Annotated in this window: 25 protein-coding genes; 8 read left to right on the forward strand and 17 right to left on the reverse strand. The window is 49.4% G+C overall.

The window, feature by feature from the left end; genetic code table 11:
• Nucleotides 1–138: 138 nt before the first annotated feature.
• The 3 genes from ACYVEA_RS07145 to ACYVEA_RS07155 form a co-directional block, all read right to left on the reverse strand.
• The gene (locus ACYVEA_RS07145) at nucleotides 139–1,611 is read right to left on the reverse strand and encodes a leucyl aminopeptidase family protein (RefSeq protein ID WP_461112677.1); all 1,473 of its coding nucleotides are present in this window, start codon (nucleotides 1,609–1,611) and stop codon (nucleotides 139–141) included.
• A 7-nt stretch (nucleotides 1,612–1,618) separates the two neighbouring features.
• Entirely contained in the window at nucleotides 1,619–2,695 is a 1,077-nt protein-coding gene (locus ACYVEA_RS07150; protein WP_461112678.1) for an alpha/beta hydrolase, read from the reverse strand.
• A 100-nt stretch (nucleotides 2,696–2,795) separates the two neighbouring features.
• Complete coding sequence (locus tag ACYVEA_RS07155) at nucleotides 2,796–3,233, reverse strand: response regulator (protein ID WP_461112679.1); 438 nt, start codon at nucleotides 3,231–3,233, stop codon at nucleotides 2,796–2,798.
• 418 nt (nucleotides 3,234–3,651) lie between these two features.
• Between ACYVEA_RS07155 and ACYVEA_RS07160 the strand changes: the two genes are divergently transcribed.
• The 4 genes from ACYVEA_RS07160 (at nucleotide 3,652) to ACYVEA_RS07175 (ending at nucleotide 9,981) form a co-directional block, all read left to right on the forward strand.
• The gene (locus ACYVEA_RS07160) at nucleotides 3,652–4,815 is read left to right on the forward strand and encodes a DUF4856 domain-containing protein (protein WP_461112680.1); all 1,164 of its coding nucleotides are present in this window, start codon (nucleotides 3,652–3,654) and stop codon (nucleotides 4,813–4,815) included.
• A 132-nt stretch (nucleotides 4,816–4,947) separates the two neighbouring features.
• A complete protein-coding gene (locus ACYVEA_RS07165) occupies nucleotides 4,948–6,108 on the forward strand; it encodes an imelysin family protein (RefSeq protein ID WP_461112681.1) in 1,161 nt (386 codons plus the stop codon).
• Between the two features lie 122 nt (nucleotides 6,109–6,230).
• Nucleotides 6,231–7,580, forward strand: a complete 1,350-nt coding sequence (locus ACYVEA_RS07170) for an HTTM domain-containing protein (RefSeq protein WP_461112682.1) — start codon at nucleotides 6,231–6,233, stop codon at nucleotides 7,578–7,580.
• Entirely contained in the window at nucleotides 7,558–9,981 is a 2,424-nt protein-coding gene (locus ACYVEA_RS07175) for a TonB-dependent receptor domain-containing protein (RefSeq protein ID WP_461112683.1), read from the forward strand. Before ACYVEA_RS07170 ends, ACYVEA_RS07175 begins: the two co-directional genes overlap by 23 nt.
• A gap of 5 nt (nucleotides 9,982–9,986) precedes the next feature.
• Here the strand turns inward: ACYVEA_RS07175 and ACYVEA_RS07180 are convergent, their stop codons facing one another.
• Nucleotides 9,987–10,331, reverse strand: a complete 345-nt coding sequence (locus ACYVEA_RS07180; RefSeq protein WP_461112684.1) for a winged helix-turn-helix transcriptional regulator — start codon at nucleotides 10,329–10,331, stop codon at nucleotides 9,987–9,989.
• Nucleotides 10,332–10,421: 90 nt separating this feature from the next.
• Here ACYVEA_RS07180 and ACYVEA_RS07185 point away from each other — a divergent pair, with 90 nt between their 5' ends.
• Complete coding sequence (locus tag ACYVEA_RS07185; RefSeq protein ID WP_461112685.1) at nucleotides 10,422–11,390, forward strand: aldo/keto reductase; 969 nt, start codon at nucleotides 10,422–10,424, stop codon at nucleotides 11,388–11,390.
• Between the two features lie 269 nt (nucleotides 11,391–11,659).
• Here the strand turns inward: ACYVEA_RS07185 and ACYVEA_RS07190 are convergent, their stop codons facing one another.
• From ACYVEA_RS07190 to ACYVEA_RS07245, 12 genes are all read right to left on the reverse strand, one after another.
• Complete coding sequence (locus tag ACYVEA_RS07190) at nucleotides 11,660–13,297, reverse strand: SulP family inorganic anion transporter (protein WP_461112686.1); 1,638 nt, start codon at nucleotides 13,295–13,297, stop codon at nucleotides 11,660–11,662.
• 101 nt (nucleotides 13,298–13,398) lie between these two features.
• Nucleotides 13,399–13,698, reverse strand: a complete 300-nt coding sequence (locus ACYVEA_RS07195) for a hypothetical protein (RefSeq protein WP_461112687.1) — start codon at nucleotides 13,696–13,698, stop codon at nucleotides 13,399–13,401.
• Between the two features lie 127 nt (nucleotides 13,699–13,825).
• Complete coding sequence (locus tag ACYVEA_RS07200; RefSeq protein ID WP_461112688.1) at nucleotides 13,826–15,193, reverse strand: sensor histidine kinase; 1,368 nt, start codon at nucleotides 15,191–15,193, stop codon at nucleotides 13,826–13,828.
• 4 nt (nucleotides 15,194–15,197) lie between these two features.
• Nucleotides 15,198–15,881, reverse strand: coding sequence for a response regulator transcription factor (locus ACYVEA_RS07205; protein ID WP_461112689.1), 684 nt, complete (start codon nucleotides 15,879–15,881; stop codon nucleotides 15,198–15,200).
• Between the two features lie 282 nt (nucleotides 15,882–16,163).
• Complete coding sequence (locus ACYVEA_RS07210; RefSeq protein ID WP_461112690.1) at nucleotides 16,164–17,378, reverse strand: sialidase family protein; 1,215 nt, start codon at nucleotides 17,376–17,378, stop codon at nucleotides 16,164–16,166.
• An 18-nt stretch (nucleotides 17,379–17,396) separates the two neighbouring features.
• Nucleotides 17,397–18,032 carry an SCO family protein gene (locus tag ACYVEA_RS07215; protein ID WP_461112691.1) on the reverse strand — a complete coding sequence of 212 codons (636 nt, stop codon included), beginning with the start codon at nucleotides 18,030–18,032 and terminating at the stop codon, nucleotides 17,397–17,399.
• A complete protein-coding gene (locus ACYVEA_RS07220; protein WP_461112692.1) occupies nucleotides 18,032–18,472 on the reverse strand; it encodes a hypothetical protein in 441 nt (146 codons plus the stop codon). Before ACYVEA_RS07220 ends, ACYVEA_RS07215 begins: the two co-directional genes overlap by 1 nt.
• 4 nt (nucleotides 18,473–18,476) lie before the next feature.
• A complete protein-coding gene (locus ACYVEA_RS07225; protein WP_461112693.1) occupies nucleotides 18,477–20,762 on the reverse strand; it encodes a TonB-dependent receptor in 2,286 nt (761 codons plus the stop codon).
• Between the two features lie 240 nt (nucleotides 20,763–21,002).
• A complete protein-coding gene (locus ACYVEA_RS07230) occupies nucleotides 21,003–21,380 on the reverse strand; it encodes a hypothetical protein (protein WP_461112694.1) in 378 nt (125 codons plus the stop codon).
• An 86-nt stretch (nucleotides 21,381–21,466) separates the two neighbouring features.
• Nucleotides 21,467–21,868, reverse strand: a complete 402-nt coding sequence (locus ACYVEA_RS07235) for an acyl-CoA thioesterase (RefSeq protein ID WP_461112695.1) — start codon at nucleotides 21,866–21,868, stop codon at nucleotides 21,467–21,469.
• Nucleotides 21,858–22,106, reverse strand: a complete 249-nt coding sequence (locus ACYVEA_RS07240) for a cysteine-rich CWC family protein (protein WP_461112696.1) — start codon at nucleotides 22,104–22,106, stop codon at nucleotides 21,858–21,860. The genes ACYVEA_RS07235 and ACYVEA_RS07240 overlap by 11 nt, the downstream gene beginning before the upstream one ends.
• Nucleotides 22,084–22,608 (reverse strand): PAS domain-containing protein, encoded by a 525-nt coding sequence (locus ACYVEA_RS07245; protein ID WP_461112697.1) that lies wholly within the window; start codon nucleotides 22,606–22,608, stop codon nucleotides 22,084–22,086. Before ACYVEA_RS07245 ends, ACYVEA_RS07240 begins: the two co-directional genes overlap by 23 nt.
• 530 nt (nucleotides 22,609–23,138) lie before the next feature.
• Here ACYVEA_RS07245 and ACYVEA_RS07250 point away from each other — a divergent pair.
• The gene (locus ACYVEA_RS07250; RefSeq protein WP_461112698.1) at nucleotides 23,139–24,080 is read left to right on the forward strand and encodes a cation diffusion facilitator family transporter; all 942 of its coding nucleotides are present in this window, start codon (nucleotides 23,139–23,141) and stop codon (nucleotides 24,078–24,080) included.
• A gap of 117 nt (nucleotides 24,081–24,197) precedes the next feature.
• Nucleotides 24,198–24,491: a putative quinol monooxygenase gene (locus ACYVEA_RS07255; protein ID WP_461112699.1), complete on the forward strand. Its 294-nt coding sequence runs from the start codon at nucleotides 24,198–24,200 to the stop codon at nucleotides 24,489–24,491.
• Nucleotides 24,492–24,590: 99 nt separating this feature from the next.
• On the opposite strand, the gene ACYVEA_RS07260 is transcribed toward ACYVEA_RS07255, so the two are convergent.
• Nucleotides 24,591–24,971 carry a DoxX family protein gene (locus ACYVEA_RS07260; RefSeq protein ID WP_461112700.1) on the reverse strand — a complete coding sequence of 127 codons (381 nt, stop codon included), beginning with the start codon at nucleotides 24,969–24,971 and terminating at the stop codon, nucleotides 24,591–24,593.
• A gap of 124 nt (nucleotides 24,972–25,095) precedes the next feature.
• Here ACYVEA_RS07260 and ACYVEA_RS07265 point away from each other — a divergent pair, with 124 nt between their 5' ends.
• A complete protein-coding gene (locus ACYVEA_RS07265) occupies nucleotides 25,096–25,491 on the forward strand; it encodes a winged helix-turn-helix transcriptional regulator (protein WP_461112701.1) in 396 nt (131 codons plus the stop codon).
• The last annotated feature ends 142 nt before the right edge of the window (nucleotides 25,492–25,633 follow it).

Consider the following 25,633-nt stretch of genomic DNA (forward strand, 5'->3'; position numbering starts at 1 on the left):
GAAGGGTGGTTTTGGGTTTACGGTTTTGGGTATTCGGGTTACGATGGTCCACTATAACCCGAATACCCAAAACTGTAAACCTATTTGTGTTTCTCCCAAAAAGATAAGGCCAAAAGATCAAAAGGCGAATTTTCCTTGTTAGTTATTGGCGATTAACGCACGTAAATACGCGATCAACAACCGAATACCAAATCCTGTTGCGTTTTTTTGCGACCCAAACTCAGTGTCAGCAAAGGCCATCCCGGCAATATCCAGGTGCGCCCAGGCCGGATGTTTTTCCGTAAATACTTCCAGAAACTTAGCCGCACTGATGGCCCCCGCCATCGGTTTTCCACTAAAATTTTTCACGTCCGCTACGTCCGATTTAATGTCTTCGCGGTAATCGTCCCATAGCGGAAGTCGCCAGAGTTGTTCGCCAGTTTGGTTGGCGGCTTTGGTAAGGGCCTCGGCTAACGTATCGTTCTGGGTGAACATGCCCGCTGCGTGGTAACCTAACGTCGCAATGACGCTCCCCGTTAACGTAGCCAGGTCAATTAATACGTCGGGTTGGAAGTTGCGAACCATGTAGCCTAATCCATCGGCCAGAATAACCCGTCCTTCGGCATCGGTATCGATGATTTCGATGGTCTTTCCAATATAGGACGTAATGACATCACCGGGTTTTGTCGAGCGGCCATCTATTGAGTTTTCTGTTGACGGAACAATTCCGACCAGGTGAATAGGCAGTTTCAGCTTTGCCGCCACTTCCAGTGTGCCGAGTACAGCCGCAGCTCCGCCCATATCGCTTTTCATGAGGTGCATATTGTTCGACGTTTTAATCGAAATACCCCCCGTATCGAACGTAACACCCTTACCAACCAGGCCAACGGTCATCAGATCAGCGACGCCCTCGGGCTTATACTCAGCAATGATCAGCACAGGTGGTTCATCGCTTCCCTGGCTAACACTCAGCAGCGCCCCTAAACCTTGTTTTTCCAGTTCGGCATAATCGAGCACCCTAACGTCATACTCGTATTTTTCGCCAGATGCGACAGCCCATTCGGCCAGCGTTTCCGGATTTTTGTAGTTAGCAGGCGCATTCATCAAGTCCAGCATTTGCCGTTGTGTTTGGGCAATGGCTTCGGCGCGCGTCAGTGCTTCCTGCGCAACGGCTTCTTGCTCAACCGTTACGTAAAGTGTTAGGGCCCCAGTTTCAGAGAAGAAAACCGGACCGTCTGGCTTATCCGTCTGGTAAAGCTTCAGGTCATAGCCCCCCCCGCGAACGCCCAATACAACGGCTTCAACAAGGGAGCCCTCGACAGCCGTCAAGTCAATGCCAAGCTGCGCGGGCAATTTATTTTTCTGTTCGAAAAACAGCTTTCGGAACGTACGTAGCCAATCCATTTCTTTTGGATCGCCACCCAAACCGAGCAAGTATGTTTTTGTCCCCTTCGGGCTATATAAGACTACGGTTTCTTTAGCATCGGCTTTGAAGTCGCGCTGTAACACCGATTCCGCTATGCCCAGCTTCGGAGCGAGGCTGCTCAGTTGATCGGCCAACGTATCGGTTTGTAAAACCGGTATAATCAAGTCTCCGCCGGAGACTGGTTGTGTGTTCAGGGTAATGTTCATGAGTTTTTTAATAAAATAACCACTCCACCGCTGTGGGGAATTCGTGACTCCAGTGGGCTTCCTGATGCGTGCCGGTCGGATCGACAGACAGATGAACATCAATGGGATTACCTCCGTACTGCTGACGAGCCAGGGCGTCCCTGAAACGTTGAATACCAGGCACCATATAGCTCGACTCTTTCCCACCACCATAGGCATAAATTTTCATGGGCACCGGTGCCTGAAAGCGGATGGCGTCGAAGTAAATATTGGGTGAAATCCAGAGTGACGGCGAGAAAATCATCAACCGCCCGAAAACATCAGGGTGGAGAAGCCCGGCATAAATGCTGATCAATCCACCCAGCGAACTTCCCCCTATACCCGTGTTAGCCGCATCCGGTAACGTTCTAAAGCGTTTATCAACCAGGGGTTTCAACGTTTTATGGATAAAGTCCAGGTAATACTGCCCCCGGCCATCACCCGCGCGCGTTCGAGTGAGCGTAAACTCCCGAATTCGCTGCTCATTGGTGTGATCGATCGACACCAGGATGACTTCATGATGCTGCCTGGAAGCCAATATGGCCATTTTCTGATCAACTTCCCAGCTTCCGTAGCCAACGCCCCCCCCAAACAGATTCTGTCCATCGTGTAAATACAGAACGGGGTACCTTTTTTCTGAGGAAGCGTAGTCGTGTGGAAGCAGCACATGAACCCGGCGCGTCTGGTTAACTCGGGGTACTTTGAAGTCATCGCCCAATAGTTCTATTTTGGGCAGGAACGACGGATTAAAAGGCATTCCATACCACCGCCAATGGGGTACATAGTCCCGTTTTAACTTTACGGAGCGCGCTACGGTTCGATTCCCCACACTCTCGCCCGATGCATTCAGCTCCACCTGATCCCACCCACCCCTCGTGTACTTATATTCCAGCGTTTCAGGCAGCGTACTGTCTTGAGGAAACTCATATACATACTCCCCGGGCCCAACAGATTGCATCCGAAATGCATCCAGATCGGGTAGCCAGTCACAAAAATTACCCGACACAAAGACCGGGCGATCATCATGAGGCAAGGTCGTTAATTCTAAACGTAGTGATGAGAACATACGTCAAGAATCTGATACCGGGGGAAGATGGTTCAGATTCGATGCAAAATAACCAGGAAATGACGGGCCGTTTTTGCAGACAGGCGGTACGATGAGAAAGCTAGGCCATTTCTGTCAACTCCCATTGTTCGCTTAATTTCTTAACCAGCGTCACGAGCTGCTTGTAATTGGCCGGTTTGGTCAGGCACTGATTGGCGCCCAAGGCTAAACTCTGGCGGCAATCCGAACTATCGGACGACGTCGTCAGCATCACAACGGGCAGATGGGCAAACGTCGGTGTGCTACGTAGTTGAACAAGGGTTTCAAAGCCGTTCTGCCGCACCATATTGATGTCCAGCAAAATCAGCCGGGGCAGTTCGTCACAATCAGCCAGGGTCGGCAATAGCTGGTCACCGTCATTAAGTGTCAGCACATTTATGGGCTGCTGCGTTTCGTCAAAAGCCGATCGAATGAAGAGTCGATCATCTTCATCATCATCAACCACCCAGACGGTAGACGTAGTAGGTAGCTTACTGCCAGCAAGCGAGTGAAAAGCCATGACAAGGAAACGTTACAGGTGGATGAAGAATAAAGCGAGGCATTAAATCACCGACTGGCTACGGCGTAACTGGCGAGAAAAATTGCAGGGCGGGCGGGTCATTTCAATGAATACTCACCGATGTAATGAACCAGACCAATGGGCCGGATTAGTTGATAAACCAATGGTGAGGAAGAGCATAGATATACCCAAATATATACTACGTTGGTGGTTATGCCAAACAATTGACCCAACATTTAATAGTAAGTTAACGATCTTTTAAGATGTTTATTACCGCTTATTGGCAAAAGCCAAAGATATTCAACCAATTAAGAAACAGGGCCTTATAAATTAATTAATAAAATAAGACTGCTAAGTATTTTATAATTAGTCTAAATACCACTTACATTTGCAGGAAATAATATCGCCAATCCCATACATGTTTACTTCTTCACTATTTACTCGACTAGCACCCGTTGCACTGCTCGCTGTCAGTTTATCAGCCTGCAACAACAACGACGAAAACCCAACCACAATCAATCCGCAACTTCGTAAGTCAGTAGACTACGCAAAACTGACGGATACCACTACATATGCCAATTTTTTTGTGGATGATGCAGGTGCCAAAACCGTTGACCTGACGAATGGCGCCAACCGGTTGTTGATTTTCCGATCCATCAATACCTACAACGGTACGGCTGTTGGTTCAGGCGCTACCCTGGATGCCAATGTCCTCAAAAATATGTTTGCGAATACAGGCAGCCCGTTCTCTGGTACCCTTGCTTCGCTGAACACGTCGGGGGTGCAGTTGCGAAACGTAACGGCCTCGTCTTTTTCTGCAGCCGATGCCGAAAAAGAACGAGCAACTATTGAAGCTTCTTTCCCGGCAATTGCCACAGCCAGTAAATCGGTTTCAGCCACCGCTTCGGAAGGCAAAGCAGGCAGACTAGGAACGTATCTGGTTGATGAAAAAGGCATTGAATACGCTCAGATTATTCAGAAAGGCTTAATCGGTGCGTTTCAGGTCGATTATATTGGCAATGTTCTGCTCAGCGACAAAAACCTGGCGCTGGACAATACGACGCTGGTAGCTGGCAAAAAATATACGCAGCTTGAGCAAAATTGGGATGAGATTTATGGTATTCTTACTGGCAATCCAGTTTATGGCGCCAAAGCAACGGCTACGTCATCGGGCGAGAGCTTTATTGGTTCTTACCTATGGGAATACAACAAGACGGATTTCCCAAAAATCCATGCGGCTCTGTTAAAAGGACGGGCAGCTATTGTCAATAACGACATGGCTACGCTAAAAACGCAGGCGGCTTTCATTCACCTGGCCATGGAACGGGCTATTTCCGGTGCGGCTCTGGGCTATCTTGACAAATGGAAAACGGGAACCACCGATGCGGCCCGGGCTCACGCTATGGGCGAAGGACTCGGTTTTATTTATAGCCTGCGTTACGCTACATTGAATAAAGCCGATGCGGCCTTCTCAGATACAATTCTCGCCGGTCTGATCGGTGCGCCGAATGGTTTCTGGGGATTGACGAATGATAAAATAAATGCCGCTTCTGCCGCGATTAAAGCGAAGTTCACCTTATAAGCGACAAATTTTGATTCGGTTGATTCTTCTGACTTGCAGGGTAATTTATCAGAATCAACAGAGTCAACTCTAACCTCATTATCAGGCTACGCAGAGCGGTACATTACGTATCGCTCTGCCCCTTTTTACATCATGGCACACTTCAAGTGGAAACAGATCGGTTTTGCCTGCGCATTCGTGGGGGCATTGTGGGCTTGCGGAGGCAGTAGTTCAGATACGCCCGCGCCAACGCCCACCAATCCAACCGATCAGGCAAGCAGCGATCGGAAAGCGATGCTGACGAATATCGCCGACAACATCATCGTACCCAGCTACGCAAATTTCAAAATGAAGTTTGATTTGATGCTGACCAAATCGGATGCGTTTGCCGCTAAACCCGATAAAGCCTCATTAACCGATTTGCGCCAAGCCTGGGTCGATGCGTATACCGAATGGCAAAAAGTTGAGCTGTTTGATGTTGGTCCGGCGGAACAGAATACGCTCCGTAATTTCTTCAATATCTACCCCACCGACGTTACCGGAATTGAAGCCTACCTTACAGCCGGAACAGGCGCGTTTGACGTACCGGCCTCTTACCCCAAACAAGGGTTTCCAGCGCTGGACTACCTCATTAATGGCCTGGGTACCACCGACGATGCCATCGTGGCACGTTACACCACAGCGGCCGATGCAGCCAAACGCATAGCCTACCTCAAGCGGCTGACAACGCAGATGAATACGCAATTCTCGTCGGTGTATACCGCCTGGACCACTGGTGGCTACCGCGATACGTTCATCAACTGCACCGCCTTGAACGCAGGTTGTTCAACATCGAAATTAGTCAATGGCTACGTGCTTAATTATGAGCGGTATCTCCGCTCCGGGAAGTTCGGCATTCCGTCGGGCGCCATGAGCAATGGCACCGTTTCGCCCGATAAAGTCGAAGCGTATTACAAAAAAGACCTGGCAGTAACGCTGGCCAAAACGGCACATCAGGCTTCGGTTGATTTTTTCAATGGTAAAGGCGTAAAAACGGGCCAGGAAGGGCCGAGCCTGAAAACATACCTGAACTCATTAGGCGCCAAAGACAGCAGTACTGGTACGTCGCTGGTGGACATCATCAACAAGCAGTTTGAGGCTGTTAATCAGCAGCTTACTACGTTGAAAGCCAACTTATCCGACGAAATTAAAACCAACGATGCCGCCGTAGTGCTGGTGTACACCCAAATGCAAAAAGCCGTGCGGATGCTGAAGGTTGACATGACAACCGTCATGAGCATCACGATCACCTATACCGACAACGACGGAGATTAATTACTGTTTACGGTTTTTGGTATTCGGTTAACGATAGGGTGGCGCATACGGATTGCTCGCGTCAGCCCACCATAGCGACGGACCGCCATAAACCGAGTCCCAAAAACCGTAAACCTCCTGCTATGCTCGCCTATTTTCGCAAAACCACTTCGGCAGCGCCCTTGGCTGTATTCAGACTCTTATTTGGACTGATGCTCTTTGGGAGCATTGTTCGTTTTTGGAGCAAGGGCTGGATTGAAGAATTGTATATCAAACCCCGCTATTTTTTCCCGTTCTACGGGTTTGACTTTGTACACCCGCTAGGCTCCTATACCTACGTATTGTTTGCTGTTTGTGGGCTTTCGGCGCTGTTTGTCGCCATCGGACTTTTCTACCGAGTAGCGATTGTAAGCTTGTTTGTGAGTTTTACGTACATTGAACTCATCGATAAAAGCACGTATCTCAACCATTACTATTTCACGAGTATGGTTTGTTTACTGCTAATTTTCCTCCCCGCCAATACGTACTTCGCAGTAGATGCCTTTCGCCGTCGTACGTTGCTCGCCGGTCAAATTCCGGCCTGGTGCATCGACTCGTTGAAACTGTTTGTGGCGCTGTTGTATGTGTTTGCGGGCTTAGCCAAACTTAACAGCGACTGGCTCCTGAATGCCATGCCACTACGTATCTGGCTACCAGCACACAACGACCTTCCCGTTGTTGGCTTTCTATTTAATGAGCACTGGATACCCTACGCGTTCAGTTGGTTTGGCTGTCTGTATGATTTGAGCATTCCATTTCTGCTCTGGAATCGCCCCACGCGGCCTTGGGCTTACGTAGCGGTTATCATATTTCACGGATTGACGGCGTTGCTGTTTCCAATTGGCATGTTTCCCTACGTTATGATCGTGACAGCCCTAATCTTTTTCTCCGCAAACTTTCATCGGGCTATCATCCGGCAGATAAGCCGCTGGCTATCCATTCCAACAACGTTTCTACTGGCCCACAGAACCTATACGTATCAGCCCATTGTAGCGAATTTGATACGTAGCGTATTCGTCGTTTTCTTTATCATCCAATTGCTGTTTCCCTTCCGTTACCTGCTCTATCCGGGCGAATTGTTCTGGACCGAGCAGGGATACCGGTTTTCATGGCGGGTCATGTTGATGGAAAAAGCGGGCTACGCACAGTTTACGGTTAAAGACAATCTGGGACACCGGACCATTGTCAACAACACCGAATTTCTGACTCCATTGCAGGAAAAAATGATGTCGACGCAGCCCGATATGCTACTTCAATATGCGCACCTGCTGCGGGATTATTACGCTCAGCATGGATATCACAATCCGGAGGTATATGTCGACTCTTACGTAGCGCTCAACGGTCGGCTGGGTAAGCCCTTAGTTAACCCTGATATTAATCTGGCCAGTGAACAGGAATCGTTTGCGACCAAAACATGGATCACCTCTTTCGATGACAAAATTTACGGTTTTTAGTCTGTTTCTTTTCTGCCTTTTCTCAACGGCGATTTCAGCGCAACACCAGCTTTCGGGCACTGTACAGGCTCGTCATGACAGTGCGGCAGTAAAGGGCTGCACTGTCTTTTTGAACGATGGAAAGCGTACTGCCACAACTGATAGCCTGGGCAAGTTCGTGTTTGCGAATCTGCCCGATGGTCAATACGTATTGCACACGAGTTCTCCCGATTTTAAGGCAGCAAAGCACACGACAACGATTTCAGGACGTGATCAGTACGTAGTGATTCGGCTAGCTAATCGGCTCGAAACACTGGATGAGGTAACCGTTACGGATAAACAGTCTGATTTTGGCTTCACCCGGATGCGGGGGGTGGAAAGTATGGGGATTTACGAAGGTAAAAAAACGGAAGTGATCATTCCCGATCAGCTCGTAGCCAACCTGTCGACCAACAATGCTCGTCAGATTTACGCTCGCGTCGCTGGACTAAACATCTGGGAAAATGAAGGCGCCGGCCTGCAACTCAGCATTGGCGGGCGCGGCCTCGATCCCAACCGAAGCTCGAATTTCAACGTCCGTCAGAACGGCTACGACATCAGTGCCGATGCTTTAGGCTATCCCGAAAGTTATTACACGCCACCTACCGAAGCCGTTGGACGGATTCAGATTGTGCGGGGGGCGGCCTCGCTTCAGTACGGTACGCAATTTGGCGGGTTGTTGAATTTCGTTATGAAAAAACCCGTAGCCAATCGCAAATTTGAGTTGACTGCTCGGCAAACCATCGGGTCATTTGGCTTTTACAATGCGTTCACGAGTGCCAGTGGCACGGTGGGCAAGTTAAGCTACTACACGTTCTTTCAGTACAAAAAAGGTGACGGCTGGCGCCCCAATTCGCACTTTACCAACTACACCGCCTTCGCCGATATTGACTATCATTTCACGGAGACTACAACCCTCGGTTTCGATATAACCCAGATGAGCTATCTGGCCCAGCAACCGGGCGGCCTGACCGATGCGATGTTTCGGGAAGATCCCCGGCAGAGTAATCGGGAACGAAACTGGTTCAAGGTGAACTGGACGATGCCTGCGCTGCATTTCGACCATAAATTCAACGCCAATAATGAGTTCAATCTGCGGGTATTTGGGCTGTATGCGTATCGGTATTCGCTGGGTTTCCGGCCCAACCGCGTAGCGAGTATCGACGACAACAGCGAGCGGGATCTGATCAAAGGCGACTTTCAAAACTACGGTGCCGAAGCCCGGTATTTGAAACGCTATTCCGTCGGCAAACAACAGGCCGTTTTGCTGATCGGCGGACGGTATTATCACGGCTACAACCACAGCATACAGGGTCTGGGAAGCACGGGAAAAGACGCTAATTTCAATTTCATCGACGACGCTCAGGAAATAGCATCCGACTATCAGTTCCCGAACCGGAACGTATCACTGTTTGCCGAGAATATTCTCTACGTTGGCAACAAACTGTCCTTTACCCCCGGTGTCCGCTTCGAATACATTCACACAACAGCCGATGGTTTCTACGGCACCATTACGCGCGACCTGGCCGGAAATATTATCAACTCCACCCGCACCAACGAGTACCGCACCAACGGGCGGCAATTTATTCTGGGCGGATTGGGCATCAGCTACAAGCCCACGACGCAGTTGGATGTTTACGGCAATATTTCGCAGAATTACCGCTCCATTACGTTCAGCGATATGCGGATTGCCAATCCATCGTCGGTGATCGACCCAAACTTGCAGGATGAAAAAGGGTATTCCATTGACCTGGGGATACGTAGCACGCAAACCACACTGTATAATTTCGACGTCAGCGCCTTTTACCTCAACTACAACAACCGCATTGGCGAAGTACAATTCTACGACGTGAACGACCGCGTTCTCCGGCGTCGGGGCAACATTGGGCAGGCCGTCATTATGGGTCTGGAATCCTACGCAGAGGCCGATTTTCTGCGACTGCCGAATCCATTAAACACTAACCTGAGCGGTGTTCTGTTTGCCAACGTAGCCTTAATTCATTCCACCTACAAAGCCAGCGAAATTGCTGGAGTCGTGGGCAATCAGGTCGAATTTGTACCAAATGTAAACCTGAAAAGTGGCGTCCGGCTAGGCTACAAAAACCTGAAAGCATCGTTACAATACACGTATCTGTCGAACCAGTTTTCCGACGCCAGCAACGCGACAGATGGCGGGGTTTCGGCGGTTATCGGCCTGATTCCGGCCTACACGATTCTGGACGCCAGCCTTTCCTACCAATTCTCACGCTTTCGGCTGGAAGGCAGCCTGAACAATCTCGCGAATCAGGCTTACTTCACGCGTCGCGCTACAGGGTACCCCGGTCCTGGTATCCTCCCTTCCGATGGACGTAGCGTTTACTTAACCTTGCAGGTGAAGTTGTGAAGTGCCTAGGTAAACAGCGGCTCTAGTACACCACGATGGTCTTCCCCCCATTGGGCTGTCAACTCAATGATGGGTATCAAGGTTTGGCCCAGTGGCGTAAGCGTGTATTCTACCTTTAAAGGCAATTGATCAAAACTACTTTTGGAAAGGATACCATGCTCGACCAACTGGTTTAACTGGGTATCTAACAATCTCCGAGATGCTTTAGGAATTTTGCGCTGTAGTTCACCGGGCCGCTTGATGCCCGAATGAATGCACCAAATGAGATTGATCTTCCACTTCCCATTCATCACTTCCATAAACAGGTGGAGGCCGCAGTCGAGGTTGACGGGTAACTTTCTCTCGTACATTCGACAAAGATAGGTTATCTGAACATCTATCAGATACGGCTGAATTCAGCCGTACTTGACCAGGCATGGCTTATTGCTGTCCTTTGTACTATGAACTATAAATTATTCGGAACACAGACCGGTTTACCAGCTAGTGAGCTGATAATGGGCGGTTCGCAGTTGGGCGACCGCCGGGGTTATGGTACTGCCGCCCATGACGCACTCCAGATACTCTCGGCTTATGCAGATGCCGGTGGAAACTTCATCGACGTATCTGACCAGTACCAATTTGGCGAAGCGGAAGAGACTATTGGCAAGTTTACAGAGCACAAACGACACGATTTTATTATTTGTACCAAGTACACCCGCAGCAGCCAAGCTGCTCCGTCGCTGGCCAATGCCGGTAACCACCGCAAAGCCATGCGCCAGGCCATAGAGGGAAGCTTAAAACGCCTGAAGACGGATTACATCGACCTGTATATCCCGCATTTTGATGACGGTGTGACGCCATTGGAAGAAACCGCTCGTGGTCTGGAAGATTTAGTTACAGCGGGCAAAGTTCTATACACAGGTTTAGCCAATTTTCCGGCCTGGAAAGCGGCAGCCATTGCTACGTCTATACCGCTGGCAGCTATACAGATCGAATATAACCTGCTGCAACGAACTCCAGAACGAGAGTTAACGCTCATGGCAGAACACTTTGGTTTGGGTGTGATGGGCTATTCTCCTTTGGCTGGGGGATTGCTGACCGGGAAATACCGGCAGGGCTCATCTGGGCGGTTGACACTTTCGTTGGCTAACGATTATCAGGAAGACGAGCGAACAAAGACAATAATCGACCAACTGGAGCTGATCGCCACAGAACTTGACACAACTCCCAGCCAGGTAGCGTTAGCCTGGGTATTGAGTAAAAACGTATTTCCGATTATCGGCGCACGAACACTGGCCCAACTTGAACACAGCTTGCAAGCGGTTGATATTCAATTAACTGCCGACCAGACAAGGCGCCTGGATGAAATTAGCACCATTGCGATGGGTTATCCTCAAGAAGTACTTGCTACGGTGCAGAAAAAATACTGAGTAATGGCGGTTGACCCGTTTGGGAACGGGTCAGTAGCTTCAGAAACTATCCGTTAATAGACGATACACCAGCGTTTTTATCAGTCACCTCTATTTCCTGAGAAAATCGAAAAAGCAACGCAGATTATGTCTTTGGGTCGACAGAAACAGGCTGAAAACAAACCCCATTTTAATCAACACTATACGGCTGTGTTGATTAAAATGGGATTATTCGCTCTTGTATACTCGCAAGCCCCGGTATCCTCCCCGCCAATGGACGTAGCGTTTAGTTAACTCTGCAGGTGAAGCTGTGAACCATTACGTCGGTAGGTGTTGACAAGCTCCTTCGGAGGGAAAACCGGCGATTGATCAGCTACTTTGCCGGGTAGAAAAATAAGCTGGATATTCCGCTGCTTAGCCGACGTACCGAAATTCTGAATAGCCGTAATCACGTCGCTGTCGATGTAGGAAGACCCGCTTCCGTCAATTTCAACGATGGCATCATCAGGAACAGTTTTCAGCAGTTTCATTAATTTAGCTTTGCTCAAAAACGACACGTGCTCGCCTAAACTCACGTGAATTCGCTTTCTATCGCGATCCCACTCCGTCCGAACCCGGTGCGTATTCTGGTAATGGTCGCGCAGAACAAAGAAGATACCCGTAGCCATACCAATGCCAATACCCGTAAGCAAATCAGTCAGTAGGATGGCCAGGACGGTAACGACGAAGGGAATGAATTTCGAGATCCCTTCCGCAAAAACGGCTTTGACGATCTCGATACGTGCCAGTTTGTAGCCGGTCACCAGCAGAATAGCCGCCAGACTGGCCCAGGGAATTTTATTCAGTAACGTCGGAAGCGTTACCACGCAAACCAGCAACAGGGTTCCGTGAATCAGGGCGGCCAGTTTGGTACGGGCTCCCGCGTTGATACTTACCGAACTCCGCACAATAACCGACGTTAGCGGAATACCCCCAATCAACCCACTCACCAGATTACCAATACCCTGCGCTTTCAACTCGTGGTTAGCAGGGGTTTTGCGCTTCAGTGGGTCCAGCTCATCCGACGCTTCGATCGCTAAAAGGGCCTCCAGACTCGCCACCAGCGCAATCGCTACGGCCGATGTGTAGACCAGCGGGTTATTCCACTGGGAGAAATCGGGTAGTGTAAACAGTTGAAAAAATGCCATTACATTCTCGGGAACGGGCAATTGCACAACGTGATTCCCCTTCAATACCCACTGAGGGAACGTAGCGCGGACAAGTTCGTTGATGCAGATACCCAACACGACCACTACTAAGGCAGCCGGAATATTTTTCGTGATTGCGTGTTTTTTGAAAGCAGGCTTCTCCCAGAGGTAGAATATACCCAGCGATGCCAGTGCAATCAGGATAGCGACCCCGCTGAACTGCCCGAGAGCCATATGAAGTTGCTCAATGATATTGAAGCCGCCCGGCTGGAACAGCGCAAATCCTTCGGCCGCATCGGCATCGTAGCCAACCAGGTGCGGCAACTGCTTCAGGATCAGTATGATGCCAATCCCCGCCAGCATGCCCTTAATAACCGACGATGGAAAGAAATTACTGACAATTCCCGCTCGGGCAAAACCCAAGCCTATCTGAATAACCCCAGCGATACACATGGCCAGCAAAAATGCCGGAAATGAGCCCAGCGCCTGAATAGCACTTAATGTAACGACAATCAGGCCTGCTTCAGGGCCCGAAATGCTTAGCGCAGAGCGGCTAAATATACCCACTACCACACCGCCCACAATGCCAGCAATAATGCCGGCAAAAAGCGGAGCCCCCGACGCCAGCGCAATGCCCAGACATAGAGGCACGGCAACCAGGAACGAAATGGCTCCACCCCGAATGTCGCCCTGGAGATTACTGGAATCGAGGACCTGGTTACTAAATTGCTTTGTGTTCATTAGAATTTCTTGTTGTGTACTGTTAGTTTGTGCCTGCAACAGGAAGCCATCCCATACGACGATGCTTACGAAAAACGTTCCTGCGACAGGGCTTTGTCTCTTTATAATTCGCTGGATGCGAGTGATTTTTGCGTCTTTTCAGCGAATTTGATTGATGTTCTTTGTACGCTACTGGCTTCTATTTTCTGGAGATGTCGTTCCAGCCGTATCGTTTCCCGGTACAGCGAATCAGCCCGTTGACTTGCGGCCTCATAGCGCGTCCGATAGTGATTTTTCTTCAGTACAGTCTGGCGATTATCGATGTATAAATTGAATGCGATGCACCCAAAAATGAAGCCCCAGACAGTGATCCAGTTGATAAGCGTACCGGTCTTTCCGTTGCCATTGTTTCTGTTGCCCATAGCTTAAAATGGTTTCTGTTGCCCACTTAGCATAGTAGGCAACAAAGTTCCGACAATCAAGCGTAGCGTTAATTAAGGTCTCGTTAGAAGGTAATGAGAGACCGATTAGAAGTTGATTAGAAATCGATTAGAACGTCTTGGGCAACCGGACGACAAACGTGGTTCCTTCACCAATCTGAGACGCGACACTGATTTGGCCCCGGTGAAGTTGAATGATGCGATACGTTAGCGGAAGCCCTACGCCATGCCCATGGATACGCTTGACGTTTTGCGCCCGGAAGAAAGGCTCGTAAATTTTTTTAATGTCGTCTTCGGCAATGCCAACGCCCTCGTCCTTAAATTCAATGGTCGTCCACCGGTCGTTGGCCCCGAGCGTTACATTCACCCGTTTCTTTTCAGAAAACTTGCAGCCGTTTTCCATAAGGTTGAAAAAGGCCGAATAGAGCAGCGATTTATTCCCTTCTATTGTTAAGGACGGGTGAATTTTCTCCATCTTCCCCTCAAACGCGAACACTACCGAATAGTCCGGCTGCCGGTTCATAAGCATTTGGGCAGCCTGATAAATAACCTCATCTACAGGCACTTCACTGAATTTTAAAGGGGCAGACTCAAGGCTTACGAGCGTCAGATCCAGCAGGTTGTTGGTTAGTTTGTTCATCCGCTGAATCACTTCCAAAGCAGCTTTCCACTTGGCTTCGTGCTCTTCGACAGTACGTCGTTTTAGCAGCGTGACCTCAATTTGCCCCGTAATGATGGTGAGGGGTGTACGTAGTTCATGGGAAGCATTGGCCACAAAATTCCGCTGCACTTCAAACCCTTCCTGCACCCGATCGAGCATCAGGTTAAAGGTGTGCGCCAACTGAGCGAGTTCGTCATGATCGTTGCCTGCCGTTACGCGCTGATTGAGATTGGAGGTCGTAACCTGATCAACCTGCTGCACTACGTCGGAGATGGGACGCAGGAATCGCCCGGCGTAGGCCCACCCAACCGCGCCTACCAACGCCAGACTACAAACCAGTCCCACGACCATAATCGTGCCGAGGTGCTCGATTTCCTCAATTCCATATTGATCATAAGCCGAAGCGACCAGTACGTATTCCTGGTTCTCATACGGATAGGTAAACCCAACGATTTCGGCCTTGTTCTGACGAAAAAACACCTCTTTCTTCCGGCGGATCAGCGCCAGTACGTCGGGTTTCACAATTGAACTATCGCGCGTCGAATAGACGATTCGGTTGTTCGAGTTATAAACATTGATTTGTTCTTCGGGCAGTGCCGTGAGGTTATTCCGTTCAATTATCCGAAACAGGCGGGCATCAATCTCGTCTTCTTCCAGCAGAAGCCGGGCCGTGTTTTTCACCTTATCGCTCAGCCGGAAATAAAAATCCCGCTGGCGGAAATATTCAGCGGTGGCATACACCACAAACGAGAACAGTAGCAGGATGGCCGCAACTACCCCCACGAATGTAAAGGAAAGGCGGGTGCGTATTTTCATGGGTTTAGTCGTCGGTAGCCTGCATAATGTAGCCGATGCCGCTAATGGTATGAATCAGTTTAAGCGGAAAATCCTTATCTATTTTTTTGCGCAGGTAATTTACGTACACGTCTACTACGTTGGTACCCGTGTCGAAATTGAGGTCCCAAACGTGCTCAATAATCTCGTTCCGGGTAAGAGCCCGGTTCTGGTTTTTCATAAAAAACTCGAGCAGCGCCAGTTCGCGGGCCGTCAGAACAATTTTCTGGTTGCCGCGCTTTACGGATTTGCTTTGCTGATTGAATTCCAGATCAGCAATTTTAAGCACCGAAGCTTCCTGTTGTGCAGCTCCACTCCGTCGGTTGAGCGCCCGAAGCCGGGCAACCAGTTCACGAAACTCGAAAGGTTTTACTAAATAATCATCGGCACCCGCGTCGAAACCATTCACTTTGCTGTCGGTAGTACCAAAAGCCGTCAGCATCAGGATCGGCAATGTTTCGAACTTATTCCGAATCATCCGGCACAGATCAAAGCCATTGATTACTGGCAGGTTTACATCCAGAATCACCGTATCATACTCGTGTTCAGCCAGTTGCTGTTGTGCCTCTATGGCATGTCCGGCAATATCGGCTTCGAAGTCATATTCCTCCAAACCACTTTTAATGAGTGAGGCAACTTCCCATTCATCTTCAACAATCAAAATTCGCATGGTGTCTTCCGATAGCGGTTCTTCAAAACAGCAGCTAAATTAAGTAAGCCCGTCGAAACCACTTCTATGGCACTCAGCAACAGTGTTCCTGTTTGTAGAACGTGAAATCCCCAACCATTGTTGGCCGGGGATTTAGTACGTAGTCGTTTAAAAGTACCACTCGTTATATTACCCCACCCCAACCCCTCCCCTAAAAGCAGGAGAGGGGCTAAAAAGGCTGGCTCTACACCCCTCCTCTAGTTTTCAGAGAGTAGATAAGGTAATATAATTTTGCCTTATAGGCTACTGAACCTCCAGCAACCGGGCGACGATCACGGTATTCTCTTTTCCCTTGGTCTGCTCATAAGCAACCAGCACACCCTGTTTCGTCGCCATCAGAGCGGGATACGTAGCATCGACAGACTCGGGGGTGATATACGTAGTAGCACTGCTCGCCTTACCGTCAAACGTCCGCATCCCAATCCGCTGCACGAAGGAACCCATTTGGCCCGAACCATCTTTGGAGATCGATTCGTCCCACACCCAAACGAGTTGACTACCAGCCGTTGCCACTTGCGGATGTTTTGCCCGGTTTGATAGCACGCTCGACGCTAATTTATCCGAACCCAGCCGGGCAAGCCGTAATCCAACCGCATTTTCCTTTCCCGAAAACCACGTTATCAGCATATCACTGCCCAATTGCGTCACTACGGGTCCTGCATGTGGGCAAGCGTTCACCTGCCAATGATCGGCAAAAACGACCTGAGGCTTACTAAATGTTTTGCCACCATCTACCGAGACAGCCGTACTAATGTCGCGGGAAGCGATTTCGCCTTTTTGAGCCGATGGCAGTAGGTCGCGATACGTCAGGTGGATGTTTTTCTTCGCGTCGACAAACACATTCGTCCGGCAGCACTGGCAGGCATTGTCATCAACCAGCACAGCCGCGCCAAAACCTTTTCCTTTCGTCGTTTGGGCAAATACCACCGGTCGCCCCTCTCGTCCGGGCCGTTTTTCATCGAGCCAGGCAATGCCGATTTCGCCATTGGGCAAGCGCGTTATATCACTGAATGAGTGACTTTTGCCCGGCGATGCATCCTGATGAACGGGCTTTGCATCGGTCCACGTTTTACCCTTATCAGTGGATAGTGTGTAGAGCAGATCACCCGCAAATCGCGACTGTTCGGTGGGTTTCGGCACTTCAAAAACGGCCAGCAACGTACCGTCGGCTTTTTCCGCAATTTTGGGCATTCCTTCAGCATGAACAGCTATCGTCGCGGGGGCTTTTACCCTGGTTTTCTCGCCAAACGTTTGACCACCATCTGCCGATGTAGCAAAGTAAAAAGCAGCCCCTTTGTCGCCTTCTTTCTCAACCCAGCTTAACAGCGGATTGCCTGCCGCGTCGGTAGTCAGGCGCGGAACAGCGCCCACAAATTGAGGGTTCGAAACAGCCGTTTCAACAGGGGTTGTTAGCGCCAAAAGCCAGCCTAAAATTGGAAATAGAAATGAGTAAGTCATTGTTTTTAAATTAGTTAGTCAATCATACTCTTCCCGTAGCCTTTCAATATCGGCAATGAGTTTTGTCGTTCCCTCAGTGGTCGTACCGTCGTACATGCCCCGAATGTGCTTCTCTTTGTCAATCAGCACAAAGGCTCCGCTATGGATGTAACCACCCGGCGCCGTCGAGTCTTTCTTCGCCGTAACCAGATAATGGTTTTCTCCAATGTCGTAAATCTGCTCGCGATTACCCGTTACAAATTGCCACATCGTTCCGGTTACATTCAATTCATTCGCATAGTTTTTCAACACAGCAGGCGTGTCATGATCGGGGTCGATGGTGTGCGAAAGAATACGAACGTCAGGGCTGTTTTTATAGGCGTCATACACCGTCAGCATGTTGCGTTTCATAATCGGGCAGATAGTAGGGCAAGTGACGAAAAAGAAATCCACTACGTAGATTTTACCAGCAAAGTCACGCTGCGTTACCGGCTTCCCATCCTGATTTATGAATTGAAAACCTGGAATGACGGGGTATTCCTTTTCCTCAACGGCCTTGCCATCGACTACTTTTTTGACTAGTTCAGGTTCACCTATGTAAGGCAGTTTTTCTGTGTCACACGACCAGAATCCAACCAGGCAGATCATGACTGGATATAAAATTGTCCGCTTCATCAGTTTATATACCGTTTAGCGTCAGCCAGACTTTTCCGCATTGCCTCGCGCACCGTGTTGACTTTCGTCTGTTGATCTTTCAAATAGACAAGTCCGTGAGCCTGATCCAGCTTTTTTAGCGTATCGCCGTTGTATTCATGCATCCAGTCCATCATCAGTTGATCCGCCCCCTCTAGCTGCTCATGAACGACCAGCCCCTGTTTCCTGGCAGCATCATCTTTCACCTTTTCCAACTGAGCTGACACCACCTTTTTAAGTCGCATCAGTTCGCTCATTTGCGTCATCACACTGTCGTGGGTAGCCAGTACCTGTTTTTCCAGTTCAGCCACGGGACCCGCTACGTTTGTAGCTTCTTCATGATGGCTATGTTCGTTCGTTTTTGATTGGCAACTCCCTGCCAACAGGCTCAATACAAGCAGTATTCCAGTTAATATTTTCATCTGTTTAGCGTTTGCCGGTGAAACTATATTGAATCCCCACTACGAATGTGCGCGGAGCCGCCGGGGTATACGTAGTGTGGTCGGTGGTGTTGTTGCCACGCGTTGCGTTGGTGGCAAAAAGCGCGTTTGTTACGTTCAGGATGTTTGAAAAGGCCTCAATGCCTTTCCATTCATAGCCCACGCGAACGTTCGCAAAATCGTAGCCGCCGTAATTAACGGTGTTGGTCTGGTTCTGATACCAACTGGCTACGTGCTGCCATTCAGCCGAGGCCCGGAAATTCCTGAACCAGGCCGGATAATAGCTGATCTCGGTATTCCAGAGCGTTCTAGGAGCCGATGGCATGTCCTTTCCATTGACGTTCTGTAGTACGTCGGAAGCCCGCTGGCTGAGCGTGAACTCCACAAACTGGTGCACCGCGTGTGTGCCGCCAAACCGAAAAAACACCTGTTTCGAAGGACGATACGTAACGCCTAGCTCAACACCCCGATGCAGCGTCTTACCCGCCGACTGATAATCGGTTGAGTTATCGGGCTGGCGGATATTGAGCAACTCGTTTGTGCCATTCATCTGATATAGAGCTGCATCCAGGTAAACCTTGTTGTTCAGCAACGACGCCCAGCCGCCAATTTCCAGGTTGTCGAATTTGGCGGGCTGCAGGTTGTAGTAGAACAGATCACCCGTGGCTGTTGGGATGTTCCGCTTGAGAAAAATAGCCGTGAGCGCGGGGGGCGAAAATCCTTTGGCGTAATTAAGATACAAGCCTTTCCCGTGGCCCAGCTCATACGTCGCCCCGATTTTGGGCGTCACCTGGCTGTACGATTTTCCACCCGAACTCTTGTCCAGTGCGTTGATGTAATCGAACGCCATCCGGTCATAGCGCAGTCCCGCCGACACCCGAAGTTTGGGCAATGGCTCGAAATCATACTGCGCATAAGCTGCTACGTTATGAATATCAGCCTGGTAGTTAGCCAATTGAATATCAGGGCGTTCCTCTACCTGCGTGTACTTCTCAACCGATTTTTTGTCGGTCCGAAGCTGCGCCGTCAAATTAGTTTGATACGCCAGATACGTATTGGGCGACAGATCGAGCGTAGCACCGACAATGAGCTTACTAGTCAGGAAATTCAGTTTTTGCGTGTGCTGGGCAATGAAGCCATAGCTTTTAAAATCGTTGCTGTTGATCTGGCCCGTAGCGGTTGCGGCACCCGTTGTCCACCGAATCGAATAGGCCGGATTTTGCCCGACGCTGTTACTCCGTACGAAGGCCGTTACGAACGACTGGGAGCCGCTTCGCCAGTCATGTTCAAGCGTCAATCGACTTCGTAAAGAAGTTGTTTTTCGATACGTGAAATCGGTTGTGCTAACGTATTGCCGGGCAAAAAAGGCCGTGCTGTCGACGCTACCGCTGGTTTGAGAACTATAGTCGTTATACGAAAGCGTGCCTGTCAGGCGAGTTCGGGCGCTGAACGCATATTCGAGCCGGATAAAGTAGGAAGACTTATCATAGTCCGAACTGGCCAGCCACGAGTTCCGCTGCCGGGATACAAAGCCGCCTACGTATATACCAAACTTTCCCTGCGTTGCTCCTGCCCCAACCTGCACACGCTGATACCCCCATTGATCGGCCTGAATTCCAATACGAGCCGTTGGCACGGCGGTTGGTCGCTGGGTGATAAAATTCACCGCGCCACCCACGGCCTCTGGCCCATAAATCGACGATACCGGCCCTTTAACTACTTCAATAGAGCTGACCGTAAACTGATTCATCTCCAGCAACGCGTTGTGGTTGAACACGCCCATCGGCCGGATGGGCACGCCATCTTCCATGTACAGAAAATAAGCGTTGGTGGTCATTGGCTGCCGAATGGCCATCATATGCTGCTCATTATTGAGGTTCACCATGAGTACACCGGGCGTTTTATTGATCACCTCGTAAATGCTCGTGGGCTTGGTCTCGTTAATCAGTTTGGCCGACAGTTTCGAGATCGCAATCGGCGTTTCGGTACGTAGCGCGGCTTCGCGATTGCCCGTTACAACCACCGTTTGCAGATCTTCCGTTGCCGGTTCGAGCGCGATACGTAGCGGCTGGCCAGGTGTTACCACAACGGCCTGTTTTCGATAGCCAACAGCCGATACAACGACTTTGGCTGCCTTATTAGCCAGTGAGAATCGCCCGTTTGCATCGGAAATCACACCTGATTCCCCATCAGAAAACACCAGCGTTACGCCGGGCAGTGGCTCTTTGGTCTGGGCGTCGAAAACAAGCCCCTGACCAGCAAACTGTGCCAAGGCATAGCATGCAGAAATAGCCCATAACCAACAGGTTATGAGAACCTTATAAATATTCACAAGAAATTTAGTTTTAAGTCGAGAAACTATGTGAGAAAGAAGCTAATAATACCGGTGAGCGGAGCATTAGCCATTGCCTTTTGTCATGCTGACCGAGGAAGCATCTTAATCTTTCCAAACCATTCTGTCAGGAGAATATAAGGTGCTTCCTTCGTCAGTATGACAAAAAAGGATCTGGACTTACACTTGTGGAGGATGAAACAGACCCGCTAATGGGGCGGTATAAGCAGGAAAATGATACGCCGAAAACGCGGCCGAATCCAATACAGGCCAGCTCTGGCGAAATTGAAACAACAGGTTGGCCTGACAAAACAGCTGTACTACGGGCGAATTCTGCACCCGCTGCGTAGTTTCTTTATCCTGCTTATCCTGTTGAGCTTTTAGCCGCTTGGCTAAATAACATTGTCCATCGCAGTGGAGCATAGGCTTATCTCTGTTTTGACACAGGACACGCGCGATGTAATCCTTATTGACGTGGTAGTACGCAATGGTTCCCCACGGACTGATGCTGGGCAGCAGCGTCGCGACAAGGAGAATATATACCAGTGCGTTTTTCATGACGGGACAAAGGTATAGCGCGATCGTGATGTTTCAGACTCTCTTGATTAAAGTTTATGGAGAAATACCAACTCCTGGGCGCTCATCTACACAATGCGAATGGGCTTTTTGTCTTCGTCAAGCGCCACGAATGTAAAGGTCCCATGGATAGCCTGGTGCCGCTCCATCGAATACATTTCTTCGACATAAATCTCGACGGCGATCCGAATGCTGGTATTGCCTACGTGTTCTACTCGCCCAACCAGTTCAATGATCGTACCGGCCGGTATCGACTTGGTAAAATTGATTTTGTCGGACGAAACCGTGACCATTCGTTTGCGGGAAAACCGCGTAGCCGTAATAAAGGCCACTTCGTCCATCAGTTGCAGCGCAGTGCCGCCAAATAACGTATCGTAATGATTGGTTGTACTGGGAAAGACAGCCTTAAAAATTCGGGTTTCGGCGGTCGCAATTCGGTCGGAGATGGAAGGCGTTTCGTTAATGGCCATGTACTAATTTGGTAATCGTCTGTTGATGAGTCAATTGATTGTATTCCGAACGTAGTGTCAGCAGGCAGTCGGCACAAAGACAACCCTGATAATGTGCACTAATGTATTGCCGTTGCTCATCGGTCAGCGTGAGCGACTGACACTGGCACAGATTAATACTGCCCACCCGGCATTCGAAAGGACGCTGGCAACGCGGACAGCCGATGTGCTCATGCTTAGCGGTCGATGTAAGACTCATCGAAGGGAACCTCCTGCTCGAAGGCTATATAGTTGACTACTTGTTTCTGGCGGTTAACAATTGGCCAAATCATAACCTGACACCAATAGGTGGTTTGGTCTTTCCGGTAATTCATAATCCATTCTTTCACAGGCTTTTGCCGTTCGATGGCTTGTTTAATTCGCTGACGAACGTGTGGCGAGGTCCCTGCGCCCTGTAAAAAAGTAGGCCGACGACCAATGGCTTCATGGTCAGCATAACCTGTCATTTCCTCAAAATTAGGATTCGTATACTGGATTATTTGATCGGTATCCGTAATGATGACCGCCCATTTATCATTCAGCAAATCGCGACGCATGGCCGCCGTCAATACCCATTCCTGCGTTTTCGCCAGCGATTGCCAGTCTACATTTCCAACTACCGTTGATTTTTGCCGAAATTCCCAGCCTGCCAGTAAAGGAGACGGCAGAAAAGCCTGATACTGGGCAGCAAGTTGTTTGTCGTAAGGTCCGCAGAAATTCATAGTAGCGAAGGTAAGGCCTTCTAGTCAGGTATTTACAGAAGGCTGTGATTGATTATGTAGATCTAATAACTAATTCGCGGACAGTTTGGGTAGCTTTTTCTGTATCGAAGTTGAAAATAGTCTGGTCTTTTTTACTAATTACTTCCGACAAAGCTTTAGTCGAAGCGCTCATCCATCCATTTACCAAAAAATATGATGAGCCCACTAGCCCAGTCACTTAGGTTCATTTAACGCAATAAATTTCGACCAGTCACTGCCGTCATTGTCCTGTTCATCGGTTTCATCGTATATCTTTTTCACAACACCACAGGATTAGTCTACAGCCTTTACTTTTGATTACCTGTTGCATGTCCCTGACCTCTACTTTTGCAATTAAGAAATCGACAATCCTACTTTTCTGGTTATAACAGCAGACCAGTTACCGGCCTGCGTAACCAATAGTACGTTCCAGAGTTGGTAGAATCATTTACGATAGCAGTCAATTAACCATTGATACGTAGCGTGGACCTGCGTCCAGACTACACCGAAATATGGCGCACGCTCATCAGGAACACAACCACGACCACACACACGCGGGTCATAGTCACGGACCGGTTGTGTTAACATCCATTAACCGGGCGTTGATTATCGGTGCCGTTTTAAACGCTGGTTACGTCATTGTCGAGTTCGTTCTCGGATTTTATTATAACTCACTGGCCCTGGTTGCCGATGCGGGCCATAACCTGAGCGACGTAGCCAGCCTGTTGCTGTCGCTGCTCGCTTTCCGACTGGCGCGCGTGCGCCAAACGCCGGGCTTTACATATGGGTACCGAAAAAGTACGGTGTTAGCCTCGCTGACCAATGCCGTCGTTTTATTGATCACTATCGGCGCTATTTTATGGGAAAGCATTGGTCGCTTCCGTCACCCCGAACCCGTTGCGGGCGGACCTGTAGCCTGGGTAGCTGGGGTGGGTATGCTGGTCAATGCGGCCTCGGCCTTGTTGTTTTTCAACGATAAAGACCATGACCTGAACGTGAAAGGAGCTTATCTGCACTTAGCCACCGATGCGCTGGTTTCGCTGGGCGTGGTCGTGTCAGGTATTATTATCAGCTACACGGGCTGGGTTTGGTTAGACCCGGTTATTGGCCTTCTTGTCGCCATTGTAATTATGGGGTCGACCTGGCGATTGTTGACCGACAGCCTGCGCCTTTCGATGGATGGCGTTCCGGCAGGTATCGATCTTCCGGGCGTACTGACTGACCTTCGGTCGGTCAAGGGTGTTGAAGACGTCCATCATGTTCATATATGGGCCATGAGCACCAGCGAAAATGCGCTCACAGCCCACCTTGTGCTGCAACCGGGCCTTTCCGACGCACAAATTGCGACCCTTAAACACGACGCCCGTCATCGGCTTGAACACCGCAACATCAGTCACGCCACGCTTGAGACCGAAACGGTGGCTCAGGATGATTGCGAAACTGAGGTCTGTTAGATTCGATGTAGTTAATCTGAAGCGTTCAGAAAGAGAAATTTATTGAGTTACCGCAATCCATATACGGAGCTGAGCCGAATATACCTGAGAATTAATCAGTCTAAAAATCAAGCGATTATGATCAAGGTAGGATTACTGGTACGGCTGGAAGCCAAGCCTGGCAAAGAACAGGCAGTGATTGATTTTCTAAAGAGTGGCTTGGCCCTCGCCCAGGACGAACCTGCCACCATTACCTGGTATGCTACCCAGTTGGGACCATCCACATTTGGCATTTTCGATACGTTTCCAGACGAAGCCGGACGGACGGCACATCTACAAGGGCCCATAGCAGCCGCGCTGATGGCCAATTCCGCTGATCTGCTGGCAACCGATCCAGTTATTGAGCAGATCGACATTTTGGCCGCCAAGTAAGAACAATCAGACTATAAGCGAACGAACCTACGTAGTAATCAGACGACTGGTTACTACGTAGGTTCGTTCATTTTTGCTAGTAATCCCTATAATATCATCTTACGCAAATTGACCGCGCACAACCTGCTGTGTATGGTAGTACCGATAGGAAACGACCAGGATAATGAAGGAAATGACGGGCGCTACTACTACGCCTGCGGGGTCACCGCTGCTGATGTGGGCAATGGCCGCCGAAATGAACGTAATGCCCACTCCCGCATACGCCCATTCTTTAATTTGGGCTGGTACAACAGGAATCGCCAGCACCAGGGCGGCTATAATCTTGGCAATGCCTAATTCTACCCGGAAATAGTCAGGAAACCCTAAATGTTTAAACCCAGCCTTCACAGCAGGATCTGTGAAATAGGCAAAGCCGGCGAATCCTAAACTCAGGACAATAAGGGTCGTGGCTACCCAATAGATTATTTTATCTCGTTTCATGTGTTTACGTTTTTTCGGTCAACTTTCTTGTTGACGATGGCAAACTTATCTATATTTGCTATACACAATAAAGTACTATACCGTTGTATAGCGCTATACTTTGGTATAGCAGAACGAGAATCATATGGAAACACAGACCGCACTTTCAGAAGATATTGACCAGTTTACGCCACATACACCCGCCGATCATAATGAATGCACGGGCATGATTCTTCCCGTTAGGGATGCGCTGGATATTTTGAGCGGCAAGTGGAAGCTGCCGATCATTATCGCTCTTTCCTTTGGCACCAAACGTTTCGGACAGATAGCGAAAGAAATTCCGAACATTACTGACAAAATGCTGTCGAAGGAATTGAGGGAACTGGAGATGAATGACCTGGTGAAACGTACTGTTCACGATTCCTACCCGGTGGTCATTGACTATTCTATGACGCCTTATGGTCAATCGCTCGAAAAAGTCATCAATGAACTCCGCCTGTGGGGCATTCAGCACCGGAAGCGCATTTTAAGTAAAAAGTAGACGATTAGGCAATAGATGTAGGCGCACACCGTAAAGGCTATTTTGTTGCTTTTGAGCTACTTCAATCCTGTCGAATCGGATAAGTAGGATTACCGTTTTCTTCCTTTTTACACAAACTACATCTGCATAATAGGGCGATTGA

The organism is Spirosoma jeollabukense, assembly GCF_054777855.1.